The sequence below is a fragment of the Pseudomonas sp. Sample_22 genome (genome assembly GCF_004307635.1).
GTDB lineage: Bacteria > Pseudomonadota > Gammaproteobacteria > Pseudomonadales > Pseudomonadaceae > Aquipseudomonas.
Genome location: NZ_RCNY01000052.1, coordinates 17782 through 38950, shown reverse-complemented (window position 1 = coordinate 38950; position 21169 = coordinate 17782). Strand labels below are relative to the sequence as shown.

Genomic DNA, 21169 nt, shown 5'->3' with positions numbered 1-21169 from the left:
AGAGGGTGTCATGGGTAACGAAAGCATCAATTGGGACAAGCTGGGTTTTGACTACATCAAGACCGACAAGCGCTATCTGTCGTATTTTCGCAATGGCGAGTGGGACAAAGGCACCCTGACCGAAGACAACGTGCTGCACATCAGCGAAGGCTCCACGGCCCTTCACTATGGCCAGCAATGCTTCGAAGGCATGAAGGCCTATCGTTGCAAGGACGGCTCGATCAACCTGTTCCGCCCGGACCAGAACGCCCTGCGCATGCAGCGCAGCTGTGCGCGTCTGCTGATGCCTCAGGTAGAAACCGAACAGTTCATCGAAGCCTGCAAGGCAGTGGTTCGCGCCAACGAGCGCTTCATCCCGCCTTACGGCACCGGCGGTGCGCTGTACCTGCGTCCGTTCGTGATCGGCGTGGGTGACAACATCGGCGTGCGCACCGCCCCCGAGTTCATCTTCTCGATCTTCTGCATTCCCGTCGGCGCCTACTTCAAGGGTGGCCTGACCCCGCACAACTTCCAGATTTCCAGCTACGACCGTGCCGCACCACAAGGCACCGGCGCAGCCAAAGTCGGTGGCAACTACGCCGCCAGCCTGATGCCGGGCTCCAAGGCCAAGAAAGCCAACTTCGCCGACGCCATTTACCTGGACCCGATGACCCACACCAAGATCGAAGAAGTCGGTTCGGCCAACTTCTTCGGTATCACCCATGACAACAAGTTCGTGACCCCGAACTCGCCGTCAGTACTGCCGGGCATCACTCGCCTGTCGCTGATCGAGCTGGCCAAGACCCGTCTGGGCCTGGAAGTGGTTGAAGGCGACGTGCTGATCGACAAACTGTCGGACTTCAAGGAAGCCGGCGCCTGCGGCACCGCTGCGGTAATTACGCCAATCGGCGGCATCAGCTACAACGACCACTTGCACGTGTTCCACAGCGAAACCGAAGTCGGCCCGATCACCCAGAAGCTCTACAAAGAGCTGACTGGCGTGCAAACCGGCGACATCGAAGCGCCAGCGGGCTGGATCGTCAAGGTTTGACCTGACCTCTACCCGCCATGAAAAATCGCCGCCTTCGGTACTCGGAGGCGGCGATTTTTTTTGCCTGCCCGACAGATACCTGTGGGAGCGAGCCTGCTCGCGATGGCGACCTCAAATTCAACATCCCCAATGACTGGCACGCCGCTATCGCCAGCACGTTTGCTCCTACATGGATTTATGCAGTCATATCGACCATCACGCAGTCCAAAAGACACCAAGCCGATCAAGTCACAATAACTACAACATCCCTCAAAGCCCCGAGAATCAAGGCCCAGCACATTGGCCTGCTTTTTGGAACGTGAACTGCGAAAGCTCATTGACCAAAAAGGAACGCCTTTATGAACACTGCTTTTAAGGATCATCTGGCTGTCGTCACCGGTGCCAGTTCCGGAATCGGCCTGGCTGTCACCGAACGTCTGTTGGCTCAGGGTGCCCGTGTGCTGGCAATGTCGCGTCAGATTGGCGGCCTCGGTGAATGGGCTGAACGTTTCCCGACGCAGCTGTCATGGGTGGCGGGTGACGTGACCCAACCCGCCGACCTGGCGCGGCTGGCAAAGCAGGCGGCAACCCTGGGGCCGGTGAGCTATCTGGTGCCGAACGCCGGCATTGCGGAGCTGGCCGATGGCCTGGATCTGGCAGCGTTCGACCGGCAATGGGCGGTGAACGGTGCCGGGGCATTGAACACCCTGGCGTGCTTGCGCAGTCAACTGGCCGCATCCTCCTCGGTGGTATTCATTGGTACTTTCCTGGCACAAGTGACCTTTCCCGGCCTCGCCGCCTACATCGCCTCAAAAGCCGCGCTGATTCACCATGCCCGCACGCTGGCGGTCGAATTGGCGCCTCACGGCATTCGCATCAACACGGTGTCCCCCGGCCCGACTGCGACACCGATCTGGTCAACGCTGGGCTTGAAGGATGAGCAATTGAGCGCTGTCGCCAGCACGGTCAATCAACGCTTGCTAGACGGCCGTTTCCTCGAGCCAGGCGCTGTTGCCGACGTGATTCTATTCCAGCTCGGCAACGGTGCCCGTAACGTCATCGGTCAGGACTGGGTGGTCGATAGCGGTTACACCATTCAATAATATATCCATAAATATCAATATCTAATGAAATAAACGTGATGTCTGTTCGAGATACTTTTCGAGCGTCATCAGACATCACGTTCTCAATCTACAGGGTGAGCGTGCTGATCATTTGTACTGATTGCCAAGCACTTCACACTCGTCAAAAACCGACACGGAACCGAACACGCGGTGTCTGGATCTCATCAGTATCGACATCTATCACGCCAGGGATGCACTGATGACCGACTCACAAACACCGCGCAGTTTTATCCCGCCCTACATTCTCAACCGTATCATCGCCCACGGTTCAGAGCCGCAACGCACGGCGGCAATGATCACCCTGCATCATGTGCAAAGCCTGCTGCACAATCCCGGTCCCCCTGTGCGGCCGCCGGAGCGGGCAATTCTGCCGCAACTCGGGAAACCGGGCGTGGTCCAGCGCAGCCTGCACGACGCGCAAAACAAAATGCTCCTGCCGGGAATGCCAGTGCGCCTGGAAGGCCAGCCGGCCACGGGTGATGCAGCCGTCGATGAAGCTTACGATGCATTGGGTGCCAGCTATGATTTTTTCTGGAAGGTGCTCGGTCGCGATTCGATCGACAACCAAGGATTCGCACTGGTCGGCAGCGTGCATTACGGCCTGGGCTACGAAAACGCTTTCTGGAATGGTGCTCAAATGGTCTTCGGTGACGGCGATGGGGAAATTTTCCAGCGCTTCACCCGCTCGCTGGACGTGGTCGCCCATGAATTGGCCCATGGCGTGACTGAAAGCACGGCCGGGCTGATCTATGCCAATCAGTCCGGGGCCTTGAACGAGTCACTGTCGGACGTTTTTGGCATCCTTACCAAGCAATACGTTCTCGGACATACCGTCGAGCAGGCAGATTGGCTGATCGGCGCGGATTTGCTCACGGCAAAAATCAACGGCCGGGGCTTGCGCTCGATGTCCCATCCAGGCACAGCCTATGACGACCCATTGCTGGGCAAGGACCCGCAACCGGATCACATGCGCAAATTTGTCATCACTCAAGAGGACAATGGCGGCGTGCACATCAATTCGGGCATTCCCAATCGCGCGTTTTATCTCGCGGCCAGGGCACTCGGCGGGTTCGCCTGGAAGAAAGCCGGAGTAATCTGGTACGACGCGCTGTGCGACAAACGCCTGAGTCCGGACGCCAGTTTCGATGCTTTCGCTCGACTGACCATCGACCATGCCGGCCAGCGCTTCGGTGCACAGGAGGTCGACGCTGTGCGCAAGGGCTGGTCTCAAACGGGTATCGACATCACGGAGGTCAAATGAAAACCCTGCCTGAATTAGGCGACGACGCCCGGGTCCGCCTTTCCCGCCAAGGCGGCTTTGCGCCGATTCACGCCCTGAGCCGACCTCGGGAGATCGAGTTTGCGCAATGCGACATCAGCCAGCGCACTCGTATCTGCTCGGTACTGGAAGGCTGCCTGCCCCTCGACACATCGGAATCCGGGCGTAGCGACCAGCGTTTCTACCAGGTCGAGGTGAGCTACCGGCAGGGCGAACAGGAAGACCACATGGTGCTCAAAGTGCCGGAAGACCAGGCACCGGGGGATCTGGTGCACCTTTGGGATACAGGCCAGCTGCTGTAGATCTCCCCCGCCACTCAATCCTCCCGCGTCAGCACTTCCAGCAACTCGATCTCGAAGATCAGGTTCGAATGCGGCGGAATCTTGCCCATCGTGCGTTCGCCATAAGCCAGGTGCGCCGGGACCAGCAACTTGCGCTTGCCGCCAACCTGCATGCCCATGATTCCCTGATCCCACCCCTTGATGACACGACCAGTGCCAATCACGCACTGGAACGGTTTGCCACGGCTGTAGGAAGAATCGAACTCAGAGCCGTCTTCCAGCCAGCCACGGTATTGGGTGGTGATCAACGCGCCTTTGACGGCCGCTTTACCGTCACCGGCCTGAATATCGATTACCTGAAGTTCGTCGTTCATTGAATTCACTCGTATGCTCTTTCGCCCTTAGGCCTGTTGGGCGCCGTTTTCCCAGATTTGTCCGCGATTGGCAACCATGGCCTCCTTTGTTCCGATGAGTTTTTCTGAACAACACACTGAATTCAGATGCTTTTATTGATCCGCCTCACGCATCAATACATGCCAACTATGCAATTAACATATCGATCGCCCTGCTCCACCATTCGCCTCAATAAGAACCGTGCGCCGCGTCCAGGCAGCGCACGTCATAAAAGCGGTGGAGTATTTATCGATGACAGCCTCAATCCCGCGCGGACGCTCTCGCGCCAGCGCCATTTTCCGGGTCACCTCGGGTAACTTCCTCGAACAGTTCGACTTCTTCCTGTTCGGCTTCTATGCCACACAGATCGCGGCCGTGTTCTTCCCGGCCAGCAGCGAGTTCGCCTCGCTGATGATGACCTTTGCCGTGTTCGGCGCCGGTTTCCTGATGCGACCTCTGGGCGCAGTGGTGCTGGGTGCATACATCGATGATGTTGGCCGGCGCAAAGGGCTGATCGTCACCCTTTCGATCATGGCCAGCGGCACAATTCTGATTGTGCTGGTCCCCGGATACGAAACCATCGGCCTGTTCGCCCCGGCGCTCGTGTTGATTGGCCGGTTGCTGCAAGGGTTCTCCGCCGGCGCGGAAATGGGCGGCGTCTCGGTGTATCTCGCGGAGATCGCTACACCGGGTAACAAAGGCTTTTTCACCAGTTGGCAGTCGGCCAGTCAGCAAGTGGCGATCATTGTTGCCGCAGCCTTGGGCTATGGCCTGAACCAATGGCTGGCGCCATCGGAGATTGCCGACTGGGGCTGGCGGATTCCGTTCTTCGTCGGCTGCATGATCGTCCCGTTCATTTTCTTCCTGCGCCGTAACCTGGAAGAAACCGAAGAGTTCGCCACCCGCAAATCACGTCCGAGCATGGCAGAGGTGTTCCGCACGCTCGCGCAAAACTGGGTGCTTGTCTTTGCCGGGATGATGATGGTCGCCCTGACCACCACAGCGTTTTACCTGATCACCGTGTACGCGCCGACTTTTGGCAAAACCGTGCTGCACCTGAGCACATCTGATGCGCTCTTGGTCACCTTATTGGTGGGCGTGTCGAATTTCTTCTGGCTACCGGTTGGCGGCGCACTCTCCGACCGCGTCGGCCGTCGTCCCGTATTGATTGCCATGGCCCTGCTGGCGCTGGCCTCGACCTATCCGGCGCTGTCGTACCTGGTGCAGGCGCCAAGCTTCGTCAACATGTTGTTGGTGCTGCTGTGGCTGTCGTTCATTTATGGCTTGTACAACGGCGCAATGATCCCGGCGCTGACGGAAATCATGCCGGCCGAAGTACGGGTTGCGGGTTTCTCTCTGGCTTACAGCCTGGCCACCGCCGTGTTTGGCGGCTTCACCCCGGCGATGTCGACGTTCCTGATTCAGTACACCGGCGACAAAGCGGCGCCTGGCTACTGGATGAGCTTCGCCGCGCTCTGTGCGCTCTGCGCGACGTTTTATCTCTATCGCCGCGCCAGCGGTCGCCTGCAACCAGCCCTTTCGTAAACCTGCCTTGCTAGAGAAATCCCTATGAAAAAGCTTTTCAACGTTGCGGCCATGAGCTTGCTGGTCAGCCTGGCCTTAAGCACCGCGGCACAGGCCGAAGAGTTACGCGTGATGACCTCCGGGGGCTTCACCGCGGCCTACAAGATCCTCGGCCCGAAGTTCGCCGAAGCCACCGGCAACACCCTCAACACTGCCCTCGGTCCGTCGATGGGCAAGGCCCCGGAAGCGATCCCTAATCGCCTGGCCCGCGGTGAACAAGCCGACGTGGTGATCATGGTCGGCTACGCGCTTGACAATCTGATCAAGCAAGGCAAGGTCGACCCGTCGTCCCGGGTTGAACTGGCGGATTCGCGGATCGGTCTGGTGGTGCGCGAGGGTGCACCCAAGCCCGATATCAGCACCGTCGACAACCTGAAAAAAACTTTGTTGGACGCCAAGTCCGTGGCCTATTCCGACAGCGCCAGTGGCGTGTACATCGAGCAGCAACTGTACAAACGCCTGGGCATCGAAGACTCGCTCAAAGCCAAGTCGACCATGGTGCCGAAGATTCCTGTGGGATCGGTGGTTGCCACCGGCGACTATCAGTTGGGTTTCCAGCAGGTCAGCGAACTGCTGCCGGTGCCAGGGGTGAGTTTTGTCGCGAAGATTCCGGAATCGGTGCAGTCGGTCACGCGTTTCGCCGCGGGTATTCCGGTTGGCGCGCAACACCCCGCGCAGGCCAAGGCGTTGCTTGAGTACATGGCATCGGCCCAGGCGCAAGCAGATGTAAAAGCCACCGGACTGGATTCTGTCAGCCGCTGATAGCCGGCAGCTGGACTTTCATCGCCACCACCAAACGTTCCAGTTCAAGTGCTGCCGGGGTCAGAGTGCGACCCCGGCGCTTGATCAAACCGACGCTGCGCATCACTTGCGGATCGGTCAGAGGCACCCGCGTCAGGATCGGGTGATCTTCGCCCGGCATCGCCATCAGCGGCACCGCGGCAACACCCAACCCCGCCTCCACCAGCCCGATCATCGTCGTCACATGCCGGGTTTCGCAGATGCTCGGCCGCTGTGGCACCACACCAGTCAACGCCTGATCCAGCAAAAAGCGGTTGCCCGAGCTCTTGTCCAGCGAGATGTAGTCCTGCTGATAGAACTCCTCCCAGGTCACGCTGGTACGGCTCGCCAAGGGATGATCACGCCGACAAGCCACGACGTAGCCCTCCTGCACCAACGGCTCGAAATCCACCTCGGCCTCCAGCGTACCCATGAAGCTCAGGCCAAAATCCGCTTCACCGTTGACCACCGCACTCAGCACTTCATGGGCACTGGAATCGAGTACTTTGACCTTGATCCGCGGAAATTGCCGGTGATAGTGCGCGACGACGCGGGGCATGAAGTAGTACGCCGCCGAGGGCACACAAGCGACAGTGACATGACCCAGCCGGGTCGATGCGACTTCGCTGATGCCTAGCAGTGCCACGTCCAGATCATCCAGCAGGCGCTCGACGCTGGGCATGAAGCCGCGACCGGCCTGGGTCAGACTGACCTTGCGGGTGGTGCGTTCGAACAACCTCACCCCGAGGGCGTCCTCGAGTTTTTCAATACGCCGGCTCAGGGCCGGTTGGGAGATGCGTACGGTATCGGCCGCCTTGCGAAAGCTGCCCTGCTCCACCACGGCGCGAAAAGCTTGCAGATCGTTGAGGTCGAAATTGATGGCCATGGAATGGACTCGGCGCGGGGATCAGATTGATTCGATTATTCTATAAATGTAACCAATTAATGCAAAATGTAACAACTCGGTTGAAACACTATGCTGACGCGACCGGGTCGAGCCTTTATCCTTGTCGCCCCGCCGTACCGAGTTAATGGAGTTTTCGCCATGCCCCATGAAGGCAGTCTGTTGCAAGCCGCAGTCGTGTTTCTGCTCGCGGCCGTGCTTACCGTTCCCCTGGCCAAGCGCCTGCAATTGGGTGCGGTACTCGGTTATTTGTTTGCCGGGGTGATCATTGGCCCCTCGGGGCTGGGCCTGATCAGCGATACGGAAAGCGTTGCGCACATCTCGGAGCTCGGTGTGGTGTTGCTGCTGTTCATCATTGGCCTGGAATTGTCGCCACGCCGGTTGTGGGTGATGCGCAAGTCAGTGTTCGGGGTCGGATTGGCGCAGGTGTTGCTGACAGGAACAGTGTTGGGCGTGCTGGCGCTGTATGTTTTCGGACAACCGTTGAACACCGCCATCGTTTTGGGCCTGGGTCTGGCGTTGTCGTCCACTGCGTTTGGCCTGCAAAGCCTTGCCGAACGCAAGGAACTGACCAGCCCTCACGGGCGTCTGGCCTTTGCGATTCTGCTGTTTCAGGACATCGCCGCGATCCCGCTGATCGCCATGGTGCCGCTGCTGGCTGGCAGCGCTGAAAACGTTACCGCGGTCGACGATGTGAATCAGGGTTTGCGCGTGCTGGTGAGCATTGCCATTGTGGTGATCGGTGGACGCTATCTGTTGCGGCCAGTGTTTCGCGTGGTGGCCAAGAGCGGTTTGCCGGAAGTGTCCACCGCGACCGCGTTGCTGGTGGTGATGGGCACCGCATGGCTGATGGATCTGGCGGGCATTTCCATGGCCCTCGGCGCATTTCTTGCTGGCCTGCTGCTGGCGGACTCCGAGTACCGCCACGAATTGGAAGCGCAGATCGAGCCGTTCAAGGGCCTGTTGCTGGGGCTGTTTTTCATGAGTGTCGGCATGGGCGCGAACCTCAGTCTGCTGCTGCGCGAGCCCATCGTCGTGCTGGGGCTGACTGTGCTGTTGATCGCCGTCAAGTTGCCGCTGCTGTTCATCCTGGGTCGACTGGCCGGCGCTTTGAACAAGGTCAGCGCGATTCGACTCGGCATTGTCCTGGCCGCCGGCGGTGAATTTGCCTTCGTGGTGTTCAAGATTGGTCGCGATCATGGCTTGTTCGACCCGCGCCTGTACGACCTGTTGGTATTGGCGATTACCCTGTCCATGGCGTTGACGCCCTTGTTGATGCTGATCTGTGGGCGTCTTGTCAGCCCCAAGGTGCAACCTGTGGCAGTGCCGGAAAAATTCCGCGAAATCGACACTGATGAGCCCCGGGTGGTGATCGCCGGCATGGGTCGCATGGGGCAGATCGTCGCCCGTATCCTGCGGGCGCAGAACATCAAGTTCGTTGCCCTCGATACCTCGGTGGAAACCATTGAACTGTCGCGCAGCTTCGGCGGCGTGCCGGTGTTCTACGGCGACCCGATGCGCCCGGAAATCCTCAGTGCGGCCAAGGTCGGCGAAGCCGAATTCTTCGTGATCGCCACCGATGACCCGGACACCAACATCAAGACCGCCGAACTGGTGCGCAAGCTCTACCCGCACATCAAGATCATCGCCCGCGCACGCAACCGCCAACATGTACATCGGTTGATGGACGTGGGGGCCCACGCGGTGCGCGAAACCTTTTATTCGAGCCTGGAAATGAGCCGGCAAACCCTGATCGGACTCGGCCTGACCCAGGCCCAGGCCGACGCACGGATCAAGCGCTTCAAGCATCACGACGAACAGGTGCTCGAAACCCAGCATTCGATTTACGACGATGCGGTGAAGGTCAAGCAGACAGCACAGGAAGCGCGGGCGGAACTGGCGCGGTTGTTTGAGGCGGATCAGCTGGAAGAGCAAGCCAAGAACAATTGAGGTGGCAGTACTGGCCTCGTCGGAACGATAACGCGGTGTACCGGATAAATCACAACGACCAAGGAACTCGTAATGGCTGCCGATCAATCCCCCGCCCTCAAGGAAATCTTCAACGTCGAGCGCCTCCAGCATATCGCCAGCGAAATGACGGCGGTCTATCCGGAGTTCGATGCGCAGAGATTCCTCAAACTGGCCAGCACCGGCCTGGCGGACCTGTCGGTCATGCAACGCATGGCACGCGTCAGCGAATGCCTGCACGCGGTGTTGCCGCTGGGTTATGAAGCATCGCTCGAAGTCCTGCGCGCACTCGCCCCGCGTCTCAACAGTGGCTTCGTCAGCATGTGCCTGCCGCAGTACGTGGCGGCTTATGGTGCCGACCGCTTCGACGTATCGATGGACGCGCTCAAGTACTTCACTGCATTCGGCTCCTCAGAGTTTGCCATTCGCCACTTCCTGCGCAGGGACCTCGAGCGCTCGCTGAAGCTGATGCACGACTGGTCACTGGACGACAACGAGCATGTCCGGAGGCTGGCCAGTGAAGGTTGCCGTCCGCGACTGCCGTGGTCGTTTCGCCTGGAGCAAGTCCAGGCCGACCCGAGCCTGGCGGCGAAGATCCTCGACAATCTCAAGGCCGACACCAGCCTGTATGTGCGCAAGTCCGTGGCCAACCACTTGAACGACATCACCAAGGATCATCCCGACTGGGTGCTTGAGCTGATTGAAGGCTGGTCGCTGGACAACAAACACACCGCGTGGATCGCCAAACATGCGCTACGCAGCCTGATCAAACAGGGCAACCCTCGAGCGCTGGCGATCATCGGCGCGGGTGGCAAGCCTGAAGTCGAGATCGTCGATGTGCGAGTCAACCCGCCAGTGATTGGCCTGGGGGAGAAAATCACCCTGTCCTTTGCCGTCAAATCCAGGGTCGAGGACAGCCAGCGCCTGGTGATCGACTATGCCATCGACTACGTGAAAGCCAACGGCAGCACCTCGGCCAAGGTGTTCAAGCTCAAAGCCCTGACGTTGCCCGGCAAAGCCACCGAGCAACTGAGCCGCGGCCAGCACATCAAAGAACTGACCACCCGCAGGCATTACGCCGGTCGCCATGCGGTGCACATCATGGTCAATGGCGAACGGCTGGCCAGTACGGCGTTTGAAATCCTTCCTTAACCCAACAACAACCCCTGCTCGCGCTCACACAACTCCACCACGTAATCCCACATCACCCGCAGCCGCACCGATTTGTGCAGCTCGCGCCGGGTACTGATCCAGTAGCTGCGCAGAATGCTTTCATCGGGAAACAGCGGTACCAGACCGGGATCGGCGCTGGCCATATAGCATGGTAAAACGGCAATCCCCAGACCCGCGCGCGCAGCCTGTTGCTGGGCGATAACGCTGGTGCTGTGAAAGACCACCTGCGGGTTGCGGCAGAAGCTGTTGAGGAACATCAGTTCCTGACTGAACAACAAGTCGTCGACGTAGCCGATCCACGCATGGCGCCCCAGATCCTCTCGATTGCCCAGCGGCGGCGAACGATCGAGGTAGTCCTGACTGGCGTAGAGGGCCAGGCGATAGTCCGTGAGCTTGCGCGTGACCAGCATGTCCGCCGATGGCCGTTCGAGGTGGATGCTGATTTCCGCCTCGCGATTGAGAATGCTGACAAACCGCGGCACCGCGACCAGTTCCACTTCCAGCCCCGGGTAACGTTCGAACAAACCGTTCATGCGGCTGGATAGAAACATGATGCCCAGCCCTTCGGTGACCCCGACGCGGATCTTGCCCAGCGGTGCCGTGGACTGGGTGATTTCCTCCTGTGCCAACAGCGCGACATTCTCCATGGCTTCAGCATGCTTGAGCAGCGCTTCGCCGGACGGGGTCAGTTCATACCCCTGGGCATGCTGCACGAACAGCGCGGTGCCGAGGCTCTTTTCGATGGCCTCGATGTGCCGCGCCACGGTGGCGTGCGTGGTGTTCAAACGGCGGGCAGCGGTAAGCAAACGCCCGCTGCGCTGCAATTCGAGAAAAAACCGCAGGTCATTCCAGTCGAACATCGTCCATCCTTAGGTCGTCGCTGTTTAAAAACGCACAGCAGCTGCGCAAAAACTAACATTCTTTTGACGAAAGCTAACAACTAGGATGACCGACAACAAGAACAACAAGACGAGGTCAGGGATGCAGTCTTCCCTTGATGAATACGATTACATCGTGGTCGGGGCCGGTCCCGCCGGGTGTTTGCTGGCCAATCGGCTATCGGCCAACCCACAACACCGGGTTCTGTTGCTCGAAGCCGGTGGCCGCGACAACTATGCATGGATTCATATTCCCGTGGGTTACCTGTTCTGCATCGGTAACCCGCGCACCGACTGGTGCTTCAAGACCGAAGCTCAACCTGGCCTGCAGGGTCGCGCCCTGAGTTACCCACGGGGCAAAGTGCTGGGCGGCTGCTCGTCAATCAACGGCATGATCTACATGCGTGGCCAGGCCGGGGACTACGATGGCTGGGCAGCCGAAGGCAACCCCGGGTGGCGCTGGCAGGACGTGTTGCCGCTGTTCAAGAAAAGCGAAAACCATTTTGCCGGCGACTCCGAATTTCACGGTGCCAGCGGCGACTGGCGGGTCGAACGCCAGCGTTTGTCATGGCCGATTCTCGATGCGTTCCGCAGCGCTGCCGAGCAAAGCGGCATCGCCAGCATCGATGACTTCAACCAGGGCGACAACGAAGGTTGCGGTTACTTCCAGGTCAATCAGAAGGCCGGCATCCGCTGGAACGCGGCGAAGGCATTCCTCAAACCGGTGCGCAACCGCGCCAATCTGACCGTGTTGACCGGCGTTGAAGTTGACCGCGTATTGCTGGAAAACGGCCGCGCGTCAGCGGTCAGCGCCCGCTGGCAAAATCAGCCGAAAACTTTCAAGGCGCGCAGGGAAATCGTCCTCTGCGCCGGTTCCGTGGGCTCGCCAAGCATTCTGCAACGTTCCGGTATCGGCCCTCGCCCGCTGCTGCAACGCTTGGGCATCGGCGTCGTCCATGAACTGCCCGGCGTCGGCGGCAACCTGCAGGACCATCTGCAACTGCGGCTGATCTACAAACTGGAAAACGCCCGTACCCTCAATCAAATCGCTGGCAGCCTGTGGGGCAAAATGGGCATGGGCCTGCGTTACCTGTACGACCGCAGCGGCCCGCTGTCGATGGCGCCGAGCCAGCTCGGTGCGTTTGCCCGCTCCGGTCCGGAGCAGACCTCGGCCAATCTTGAATACCACGTGCAACCACTGTCGCTGGAGCGCTTCGGTGAGCCATTGCATACGTTCCCGGCGTTTACCGCGTCGGTCTGTGACTTGCGTCCGCAGAGCCGTGGCCGGGTGGAGATCCGTTCGGCCAACCCGCAGGAATCACCGCTGATTCAACCCAACTACCTGAGCCATCCGGAAGACTTGCGGGTCGCCGCCGATGCGATTCGCCTGACCCGGCGCATCGTTGCCGCACCGGCCCTGAAGGCGTTCAAACCGGTCGAATATCTGCCCGGAGACAAACTGCAAAGCGAAGAACAACTGCACGAAGCCGCCGCGCGCATCGGCACCACGATTTTCCATCCGGTGGGCACTTGCCGGATGGGCAACGACGCGGACGCGGTGGTCGACGCCGAACTGCGCGTGCAAGGCATTCCCGGCCTGCGCATCGCCGACGCGTCGATCATGCCGCGCATCACTTCCGGCAACACTTGTTCGCCTACGCTGATGATCGCGGAGAAAGCGGCACACATGATTCTCAATGCTGCAAACACCATCCCTGTGGGAGCAGGTTTACCCGCGATGACGGCATGACAGTCAACATTCATGCTGACTGCCCCTTCCCAATCGCGGGCAAGCCCACTCCCACAGGGACGTTACTGGTTTCACGGACATCGAGCATCACCCCCTGCAAGGAATACGCAACATCAGTGGAACAACAAAAACAATCACTGTGAGGGATACCGATATGTCAGAACACGTTCAACCCCTGGAAGCCGTGCGCAGCGAGGGCACCAGCCAGGAAACCCAGAAAGTCATCTTCGCTTCGTCACTTGGAACAGTGTTCGAGTGGTATGACTTTTTCCTCTATGGCGCCCTCGCGGCGGTCATCAGCAAACAGTTTTTCGCCGGAGTCAACGACACCACGGCGTTCATTTTTGCCCTGATGGCCTTTGCCGCCGGGTTTATCGTCAGGCCATTCGGTGCCCTGGTGTTTGGCCGTTTGGGGGACATGATCGGACGCAAATACACCTTCCTCGCCACCATCGTTCTCATGGGGCTGGCGACCTTCTGTGTCGGCTTGCTGCCGACCTACGCCAGCATCGGCATTGCCGCGCCGATCATTCTCGTGGTGCTGCGCATGCTCCAGGGCCTGGCCCTGGGCGGTGAATACGGTGGCGCCGCGACCTATGTGGCGGAACACGCGCCCATCGGCAAACGCGGCTTCCACACCAGCTGGATTCAATCCACCGCCACTCTCGGCCTGTTGCTGTCGCTGCTGGTGGTACTCGGTTGCCGCTACTTCACCGGCGATCAGTTCGAAGTCTGGGGCTGGCGCATTCCGTTCCTGTTTTCGATCATTCTGCTGGGCATCTCGACCTGGATTCGCCTGAGCCTGCATGAATCCCCCGCCTTCGTGAAAATGAAGGAAGAAGGCAAGCTGTGCAAATCGCCGATCCGCGATTCTTTCGGCAAATGGGAAAACCTCAAGGTCGTGCTGATCGCCCTGTTCAGCATCAACGCCGGCCAAGCCGTGACCTTCTATGCGGCACAGTTTTACGTGCTGTTCTTCCTCACCCAGTTCCTGAAAATGGACCCGGCCGTGGCCAATGGCTTGCTGATCGTCAGCGTGACCATCGGCGCGCCGTTTTTCATCTTCTTCGGCTGGCTGTCGGACAAGGTCGGGCGCAAACCGGTGCTGATGCTCGGCCTGTTGCTGGCGACCGTGTTGTACTTCCCGATCTTCAAGACCCTGGCCCACTACGCCAACCCGGCGATTGACCTGGCCAGCCGCCAGGCACCGATCACCGTGCTGGCTGACCCGGCCACCTGCACCTTCCAGTTCGACCCGGTCGGCAAGGCGAAATTTGATAGCCCCTGCGACAAGGTCAAGACCTTCCTCGTCAAGCAAGGCTTGCCCTACGCCAGCGCGGCGGCTCCAGCCGGCAGCGGCGTGCAAGTCAGCGTGGGCGACGTGAAGATCGACGGTTTCGACGAAGCCGCATTGCGCGGCGCGGTCACCCTCGCCGGTTACCCGCAACAGGCCGACATGCAGCAAATCAACAAGCCAATGATCGTCGCATTGATCGTGGCTCTGATCATCATCTCCGCCATGTGCTACGGCCCGCTGGCGGCACTGATGGTCGAACTGTTCCCGACGCGCATCCGCTATACCTCGATGTCGCTGCCCTATCACATCGGTAACGGCTGGTTCGGCGGCTTCTTGCCGACCGTGTCGTTTGCCCTGGTGGTCTACACCGGGGACATTTTCTACGGGCTCTGGTATCCGGTGCTGATCACCGGGGTGAGCCTGGTGGTGGGGATGATCTGTTTGCGTGAGACGCGCAACGTCGATCTGGACAAGAACTGACAGCCAACTCACAAACTGGATTCTGTAGGAGCGAGTTCGCTCGCATAGGTCTCAAGAGCGCCGTGTTCAACCTGAAGGCACGCGCTATCGTTAACGACCATCGCGAGCAGGCTCGCTCCTACACTGACCGAGGCACCGGCATGATCATTTCCTCTGCATCCGATTATCGCGAGGCAGCACGTCGCAAACTCCCACGTTTCTTGTTCGATTACATTGATGGCGGCGCTTACGCGGAACATACCCTGCGGGCCAACAGCGCCGACCTGACCGGCATCAGCCTGCGCCAGCGTATCCTCAAGAACGTCGAAACTTTGAGCCTGGAAACCACCCTCTTCGATCAACCTCTTGCGATGCCGATCATCCTCGCGCCTGTGGGGCTGACCGGCATGTTCGCCCGCCGTGGTGAGGTGCAGGCCGTGAGAGCGGCGCAGAACAAAGGCATCCCCCTGTGCCTGTCCACCGTCTCGGTCTGTTCGATCGAGGAAGTCGTGGCGCAAAGCGAGCAACCCATCTGGTTTCAGCTGTATGTGCTGAAGGACCGCGGCTTCATGCGCAACGCCCTGGAACGGGCGAAAGCTGCCGGGGTGAAGAACCTGGTGTTCACCGTCGACATGCCCACCCCCGGCGCCCGCTACCGCGACGCCCACTCGGGCATGTCCGGGCCTTTTGCGTCATCGCGGCGCATGCTTCAAGCGATGACCCGACCCGACTGGGCGTACAACGTCGGCCTCATGGGCCGGCCGCATGATCTGGGGAATATCTCCAGGTACCTCGGCAAAGCCGTGACACTTGAAGACTACATGGGCTGGCTGGCCAACAATTTCGATCCATCGATCAGTTGGAGCGACCTGGAATGGATTCGCGATTTCTGGAAAGGCCCGATGATCATCAAAGGCATTCTCGACCCGCAGGACGCCAAGGACGCGGTGAGTTTCGGTGCCGATGGCATTGTCGTGTCGAACCACGGCGGCCGGCAGCTGGACGGGGTTCTCCCCACTGCCCAGGCATTGCCGCCGATCAAACAAGCGATTGGCGATGACCTGACGGTGCTGGTCGATTCGGGCATCCGCTCAGGGCTGGACGTTGTGCGCATGCTGGCGCTGGGCGCCAAGGGCGTGTTGTTGGGGCGTTCGATGGCTTACGCGCTGGCCGCCGATGGTCAACGCGGGGTAGAGAACATGCTGGATATCTTTGCCAGGGAAATGCGTGTGGCGATGACGCTGACCGGGGTGACGTCGATTGCTCAGATCGACGAAAGCACCCTGGTACAGGCAATCAAGAATACCGACTGACGATGCTTGTTCCTGCCGTGTGCGCAAACGCTTCGTCAGCCGCACAGACAATCACTCTTCAAGCTCGACCACCTCGAATTTCACCTGGTCGGGATAAAACGCCATGTATTCACGGATCTGCGCCACCGACACTTTGGGGTTTTCATAACTCCACACGGCGTTAGCACCTTCATGCCCTGGCACTTGCAGACTGAAATAACTGGCATCACCTTTGTACGGGCAGTAACTGGTGTGATCGGTGCGGGCGTAATACTTCTCGTCGATGTCTTCGCGGGGCACGTAGTAAACCGGTGGGTAGTTGGCCTCAAGCAGCACCAGCGCGCGGGAGGACGCCGCGACCTGGATCCCGTGAAACTTCACCAACAGGCAACCGGGCTGCTCGGCAATGGTGATGACAGGGCTGGGACCTGAAGTTTTCATGTATACGTTCCTCGAGACGGTGATGAGTCGATTCATCAGGTATAACGCAACTTGGCTGACCTTGGCGGCCTCGCAGCCGAACGGATTGCGAAGGCGATGAAATCAAATGCAACGCCAAGGCTGTACATCCATACAGATAATGATTGCTCCGGCGCGCATCACCCGCCATTCTGTGCACCTCCCCGGACACTGATCAACGATGGTGGTTATGCGGCTGTACCTCTGTGAAAAACCTTCCCAGGCCAAAGACATCGCGGCTGTGCTCGGCGCCAGACGCCGGGGCGACGGCTGCTGGCTGGGCACGGACGTCACGGTGACCTGGTGCATCGGCCATCTCCTGGAAACCGCGCCGCCGGATGCCTATGACGCGCGCTACAAGCGCTGGGTACTGGCCGACCTGCCGATCATTCCGGGCACATGGAAGATGACCGTCAAGCCGCGCACGGCGAGCCAGTACAAGACGGTCAAACGTCTGCTCGGTGAAGCGTCGGAACTGATCATTGCTACCGACGCCGACCGCGAAGGCGAGATGATCGCCCGGGAACTGGTGGAGCACTGCAAGTATCGCGGCCCGATCCGCCGCCTGTGGCTGTCGGCGCTGGACGACGCCTCGATCCGCAAAGCCCTCGCGTCGCTCAAACCAGGCGCCGAAACCTTCAATCTCTACCATTCCGCACTGGGGCGCAGTCGTGCCGACTGGTTGATCGGCATGAACATGAGTCGACTGTTCACGCTGCTCGGGCGCCAGTCCGGGTATCAGGGTGTGTTACCGGTAGGCCGGGTACAAACCCCTATCCTGCGCCTGGTGGTGGATCGCGACCGCAGCATTGCCGACTTCGTCCCGGTCGCCTACTGGGCCATCGACGTGCAACTGCTGCACGACGGCACTGCTTTCACCGCGCAATGGCGCGCGGCATCCGGAGTTTGCGACGATCAGGATCGCTGCCTGAATCAGGCACTGGCCCAACAGGCAGCCACAGCAATGATGGGCGCGGCAAGTGCCCGGGTGATCAAGCTGCGCACCGAACGCATGCGTGAAGTGGCGCCACTGCCCTTCGATTTGGGCACGCTACAGGAAGTCTGCTCGAAGAAACTCGGGCTCGGCGCTCAGGAAACCCTCGACATCGCCCAGGCACTTTATGAAACCCACAAGGTGATCACCTACCCGCGCAGTGACTGCGGCTATCTGCCCGTCAGCCAGCACGTCGAAGCACAGGCGATTCTCGCCGCCCTCAGGCAAGCCGATCCGGCGCTGGATGCCTTGCGCGATCACCTGGAGCCCCATAGGCGCTCACGGGCCTGGAACGATGCCAAGGTCAGTGCGCACCACGGCATCATCCCTACTGCTGCGGCCAAAAACCTCGAACGCCTGACCGGCAAGCACCGCGCGGTCTATACGCTGATCAGGGCCAGGTATCTCGCGCAGTTTCTGCCCAATCACGAGTATGACCGCACCCAGGCTGATTTCGACTGTGCCGGTGAAGCCTTGCGCGCGGTGGGCAAACAAATCGTCGATCCCGGCTGGAAACGCGCCCTGCCCGAAGCGCTTGCCCCGGCGAAAGGTCGTGAAGCCCCAGCGCCTCAAACCTTGCCCAACCTGCGCGAAGGAATTGATTGCGCAGTGGCCAGCGTGCAGCTCAAGGACCTGTGGACCCAACCGCCCAAACCGTTCACCGAGGGCGACCTGATCAAGGCGATGAAAAACGTCGCCAAACTGGTGGAAGACCCTCTGCTCAAGCAGAAACTCAAGGACACCACGGGTATCGGCACCGAAGCGACCCGCGCCTCGATCATCCAGGGTCTGCTCGACCGTGGTTACCTGATCAAGAACGGCAAGGCTCTTTCTGCCACGCCGGCCGCTTTCAGTCTGATCGATGCGGTGCCTCGCGCCATTGCCGATCCGGGCACTACGGCCATTTGGGAGCAAGCCCTGGACATGGTGCAGAGCGGGGAAATGAGCCTCGAAGAGTTCGTTGCCAAACAGGCGGCCTGGATGAGCAAACAGGTCAGTCGATGTGCCGGTTTGAACCTGACCATCAGCGGTCCGGCAAGCCCCGCCGGACGCGGTGCCACGCCATGGAAAAACAAGCGCAAGCCTGCCAAGCGCAAAGCAGCGGCTGGCACCAGACGCAGCGCGAAACCGGCGAGCAAGGGTTGATCGGCCATACTGTCCTGGCATCAAGACAGGAGTTCGCCAGTATGCCCTCGATAGAACTGCACGCCGCGCAACGCGACGAACTGGAAACCATTGAAAACCTGATGCAGTTCTACACCTACGACTTCAGTGAATGGTTGCCGCTTAAACTTAGCGAACACGGCTTTTTCAGCCTTCGCCCCTTGTCGGACTATTGGCAAAAACCCGCCACCCGACCGTTTTTGATCCGGGTCGACGGCGAACTGGCGGGGTTCGTGACCGTGGATGACAACACCCACTTGCCCGGCGCCGATTACAACATCGGCTACTTGTTTGTCAGCCGACGCTTTCGTGGCCAGGGTGTCGCCAGGTTTGTCGTTTCCACCCTCTTGAGCCGATTTCCCGGTCAATGGCAAATTTTCCACATCGAAGCGAACCTGCCTGCTCGGTTGTTCTGGGCCACCGTGATGCCCGATCTCAGCGCAGGCGGTTTTACTCGACATTTCCTCACGGTAGAAGGTTATCCCTGCACCCTTTACCGCTTCGAGGCGCCAGCGCCGCCAGCCTGAGTGACGCCTTTACAGCGCCTTTTTTAATTCCTCCCAGCTTTGTCCGACAATATGTAGTGACTGAAAATAATCACTACAAAACCGTTGACGAGCACGATTTGCCCTTGCATGATGCAGACGTCTCCCCGATCGGGAGTACACGCAACGCGCTTGAGCAAGCTCGTCTGACCGCCGAGCTGTTTTTTCCGGATACACGCTGCCCACAAGGCAGATTGAAGAAGCTGACCTGGCCTGAACGTCCAGTACAAGGACGAGAAGCGCTGGCGATCCATCCTCATGAAGCTTGTGGCCGACCTTGAAAACGTCGGCAGGGGCCAAAGGTTATCGCCGCTTCTCTTCGTTGTGACGCTATTGCGTAGCAGTTATTCAACACGACTACATGCAACAGACGCAGGACCTCGTCGCTTATGACGGACGGCTGCTGACGTCCTGGTTTCGGTGCCAGGGATCAACTAACCGATGGGCTACTTGTATTAGCGAATCAACTTTGAAAGATCACCAAATGGTCAAGGGGGCTTTATCATGAATCTGAACAATCAACCTACTATCGAAGAACTGGCTCGTATGTTCGCGGCAAAAAAAGACAGCCACGACAGCCATATCCTATGGATCAGCAAATCGGGTCAGGTTCATATCGATTGCCTGTCGCCACATACCCATGAAGCAGAGTTCGACCAGAACAACCAGAACCTGCTCGCCCGACTGAAGATGTACCGTCGCGGCCAGGGCTATGTCGGCAAAAAAGCCGCGGCCGACAAAGACTTCATCGGCAATGTCCTGCAAACGCTGAAACAGGCCTGGGATTCGATGCAGAACAAGAACGAAGTTCGGGTGATTGATCGGTTCTACTAATTGAAATGAGCCATTGTTGACTCATAAATAAAAAGGGCCTGCTCCTGATAAGAGCAGGCCCTTTTTAATGGCTCAATGAAAGTGGGGAATGTTGCCACTCAAGACATACCAGCAGCCAACACCACCTGCACAAAAGCCAAAGCCGCCGCACTGTGATAGTTGTTTTTACGACGCAGTAATGCAGCGCCACGCTGGGGCGCCTCCCCCGCTAGCGGGATCATGCGCAGAGCGCGGTCGCTGGTTGCAATGGGCTCCGGAAGGATTGTAGCCATTGCCGTATGCCGAATGACTTCCAACAGCGTGTTGACCGAATTGACCTCGATCGCCACTTTCGGCGTTATCTGCGCCCGGGTGAAATACTCGTCAATGCAGGTGCGCGTGAAAAAATCTGCGCCGAGTAAGGCAAACTGCAGCTGCGCCACCTGGTCATGGGTCACGGTGTCCCGGCTTTCATACAACGGATGCGCCTGGCCGACCATCAATCCCAGGGTTTCGGTAAATGCAGGAATCGATTCGATATCAGGGTTTCTCACCTGATCAAACGCAATCGCGATGTCCAGAGAGTCCTGCGCCAACCCGGTTTCGATGTCGTCCATCGATAGCTCGAACACCTCCAGGTGAATGTTCGGGTAACGCGCCACGAAATCGCGCACCAGCGGCCCCACCAGGTAGGCCATGAAAGTCGGGGTCATGGCCAGACGCAAAGTGCCCCGGGACAAATCCTTCACGTCGTGCAGCGCACGCTTGCCCGCCTCCAGCTCTATCAGCACCCGCCGAGCGCATTCGATATACGCCTGACCCGCGTCGGTCGGCTTGACCGTACGCGACGTGCGATCGAACAGGCTGACACCCAGGGTCTCTTCCAGTTGCCGGATCTGTTGTGAAAGCGTTGGCTGGGAAACATGCAGGGCTTCGGCCGCACGGGTGAAGCCGCCATGGTCAGCCACGGCCAACAGGTAACGCAGATGTCGCAGCAGCATACTCAGACCTTCTATCTATAGG

Annotated in this window: 19 protein-coding genes; 14 read left to right on the top strand and 5 right to left on the bottom strand. The window is 59.3% G+C overall.

Going from position 1 to position 21169, the window contains the following annotated elements:
• Positions 1-10: 10 nt before the first annotated feature.
• From D8U73_RS13450 to D8U73_RS13435, 4 genes are all read left to right on the top strand, one after another.
• Positions 11-1030 carry a branched-chain amino acid aminotransferase gene (locus D8U73_RS13450; protein WP_056853493.1) on the top strand — a complete coding sequence of 340 codons (1020 nt, stop codon included), beginning with the start codon at positions 11-13 and terminating at the stop codon, positions 1028-1030.
• Between the two features lie 338 nt (positions 1031-1368).
• Positions 1369-2112 carry an SDR family oxidoreductase gene (locus tag D8U73_RS13445; protein WP_130904747.1) on the top strand — a complete coding sequence of 248 codons (744 nt, stop codon included), beginning with the start codon at positions 1369-1371 and terminating at the stop codon, positions 2110-2112.
• Positions 2113-2332: 220 nt separating this feature from the next.
• The gene (locus D8U73_RS13440) at positions 2333-3394 is read left to right on the top strand and encodes a M4 family metallopeptidase (protein WP_130904746.1); all 1062 of its coding nucleotides are present in this window, start codon (positions 2333-2335) and stop codon (positions 3392-3394) included.
• On the top strand, positions 3391-3714 hold the full coding sequence (locus D8U73_RS13435) for a protealysin inhibitor emfourin (protein WP_130904745.1): 324 nt from the start codon (positions 3391-3393) through the stop codon (positions 3712-3714). The genes D8U73_RS13440 and D8U73_RS13435 overlap by 4 nt, the downstream gene beginning before the upstream one ends.
• Before the next feature lie 14 nt (positions 3715-3728).
• On the opposite strand, the gene D8U73_RS13430 is transcribed toward D8U73_RS13435, so the two are convergent.
• Positions 3729-4067: an FKBP-type peptidyl-prolyl cis-trans isomerase gene (locus D8U73_RS13430; protein WP_056853489.1), complete on the bottom strand. Its 339-nt coding sequence runs from the start codon at positions 4065-4067 to the stop codon at positions 3729-3731.
• Positions 4068-4338: 271 nt separating this feature from the next.
• Between D8U73_RS13430 and D8U73_RS13425 the strand changes: the two genes are divergently transcribed.
• Positions 4339-5631: an MFS transporter gene (locus D8U73_RS13425; RefSeq protein ID WP_130904744.1), complete on the top strand. Its 1293-nt coding sequence runs from the start codon at positions 4339-4341 to the stop codon at positions 5629-5631.
• Positions 5632-5655: 24 nt separating this feature from the next.
• Positions 5656-6432 carry a substrate-binding domain-containing protein gene (locus tag D8U73_RS13420; RefSeq protein ID WP_130904743.1) on the top strand — a complete coding sequence of 259 codons (777 nt, stop codon included), beginning with the start codon at positions 5656-5658 and terminating at the stop codon, positions 6430-6432.
• Here the strand turns inward: D8U73_RS13420 and D8U73_RS13415 are convergent.
• Positions 6422-7336, bottom strand: a complete 915-nt coding sequence (locus D8U73_RS13415) for a LysR family transcriptional regulator (protein ID WP_130904742.1) — start codon at positions 7334-7336, stop codon at positions 6422-6424. The two genes, D8U73_RS13420 and D8U73_RS13415, sit on opposite strands and share 11 nt — an antisense overlap.
• A 159-nt stretch (positions 7337-7495) precedes the next feature.
• Between D8U73_RS13415 and D8U73_RS13410 the strand changes: the two genes are divergently transcribed.
• Together D8U73_RS13410 and D8U73_RS13405 are read left to right on the top strand one after the other, a co-directional pair.
• Entirely contained in the window at positions 7496-9304 is a 1809-nt protein-coding gene (locus tag D8U73_RS13410) for a monovalent cation:proton antiporter-2 (CPA2) family protein (protein WP_130904741.1), read from the top strand.
• Positions 9305-9376: 72 nt separating this feature from the next.
• Positions 9377-10474 carry a DNA alkylation repair protein gene (locus D8U73_RS13405; RefSeq protein ID WP_130904740.1) on the top strand — a complete coding sequence of 366 codons (1098 nt, stop codon included), beginning with the start codon at positions 9377-9379 and terminating at the stop codon, positions 10472-10474.
• Here D8U73_RS13405 and D8U73_RS13400 read toward each other — a convergent pair.
• Positions 10471-11355 carry a LysR family transcriptional regulator gene (locus D8U73_RS13400; RefSeq protein ID WP_056853483.1) on the bottom strand — a complete coding sequence of 295 codons (885 nt, stop codon included), beginning with the start codon at positions 11353-11355 and terminating at the stop codon, positions 10471-10473. The two genes, D8U73_RS13405 and D8U73_RS13400, sit on opposite strands and share 4 nt — an antisense overlap.
• A 121-nt stretch (positions 11356-11476) precedes the next feature.
• Between D8U73_RS13400 and D8U73_RS13395 the strand changes: the two genes are divergently transcribed.
• The 3 genes from D8U73_RS13395 to lldD all read left to right on the top strand — a co-directional run bounded on the left by D8U73_RS13395 (position 11477) and on the right by lldD (position 16192).
• Positions 11477-13123, top strand: coding sequence for a GMC family oxidoreductase N-terminal domain-containing protein (locus D8U73_RS13395; RefSeq protein WP_130904739.1), 1647 nt, complete (start codon positions 11477-11479; stop codon positions 13121-13123).
• Positions 13124-13277: 154 nt separating this feature from the next.
• Positions 13278-14900 carry an MFS transporter gene (locus tag D8U73_RS13390; protein WP_056853481.1) on the top strand — a complete coding sequence of 541 codons (1623 nt, stop codon included), beginning with the start codon at positions 13278-13280 and terminating at the stop codon, positions 14898-14900.
• A gap of 140 nt (positions 14901-15040) precedes the next feature.
• Positions 15041-16192 (top strand): FMN-dependent L-lactate dehydrogenase LldD, encoded by a 1152-nt coding sequence (gene lldD, locus D8U73_RS13385; protein ID WP_130904738.1) that lies wholly within the window; start codon positions 15041-15043, stop codon positions 16190-16192.
• 51 nt (positions 16193-16243) lie between these two features.
• Here lldD and D8U73_RS13380 read toward each other — a convergent pair whose 3' ends face one another.
• Entirely contained in the window at positions 16244-16612 is a 369-nt protein-coding gene (locus tag D8U73_RS13380) for a DUF427 domain-containing protein (RefSeq protein ID WP_056853480.1), read from the bottom strand.
• Positions 16613-16820: 208 nt separating this feature from the next.
• Here D8U73_RS13380 and D8U73_RS13375 point away from each other — a divergent pair, with 208 nt between their 5' ends.
• The 3 genes from D8U73_RS13375 (at position 16821) to D8U73_RS13360 (ending at position 20167) form a co-directional block, all read left to right on the top strand.
• On the top strand, positions 16821-18770 hold the full coding sequence (locus tag D8U73_RS13375; protein ID WP_130904737.1) for a DNA topoisomerase III: 1950 nt from the start codon (positions 16821-16823) through the stop codon (positions 18768-18770).
• A 41-nt stretch (positions 18771-18811) separates the two neighbouring features.
• Complete coding sequence (locus tag D8U73_RS13370; RefSeq protein ID WP_056853478.1) at positions 18812-19315, top strand: GNAT family N-acetyltransferase; 504 nt, start codon at positions 18812-18814, stop codon at positions 19313-19315.
• A gap of 522 nt (positions 19316-19837) precedes the next feature.
• A complete protein-coding gene (locus D8U73_RS13360; protein ID WP_130904736.1) occupies positions 19838-20167 on the top strand; it encodes a hypothetical protein in 330 nt (109 codons plus the stop codon).
• 98 nt (positions 20168-20265) lie between these two features.
• On the opposite strand, the gene cynR is transcribed toward D8U73_RS13360, so the two are convergent.
• The gene (gene cynR / locus D8U73_RS13355; RefSeq protein ID WP_130904735.1) at positions 20266-21147 is read right to left on the bottom strand and encodes a transcriptional regulator CynR; all 882 of its coding nucleotides are present in this window, start codon (positions 21145-21147) and stop codon (positions 20266-20268) included.
• Positions 21148-21169: the final 22 nt, after the last annotated feature.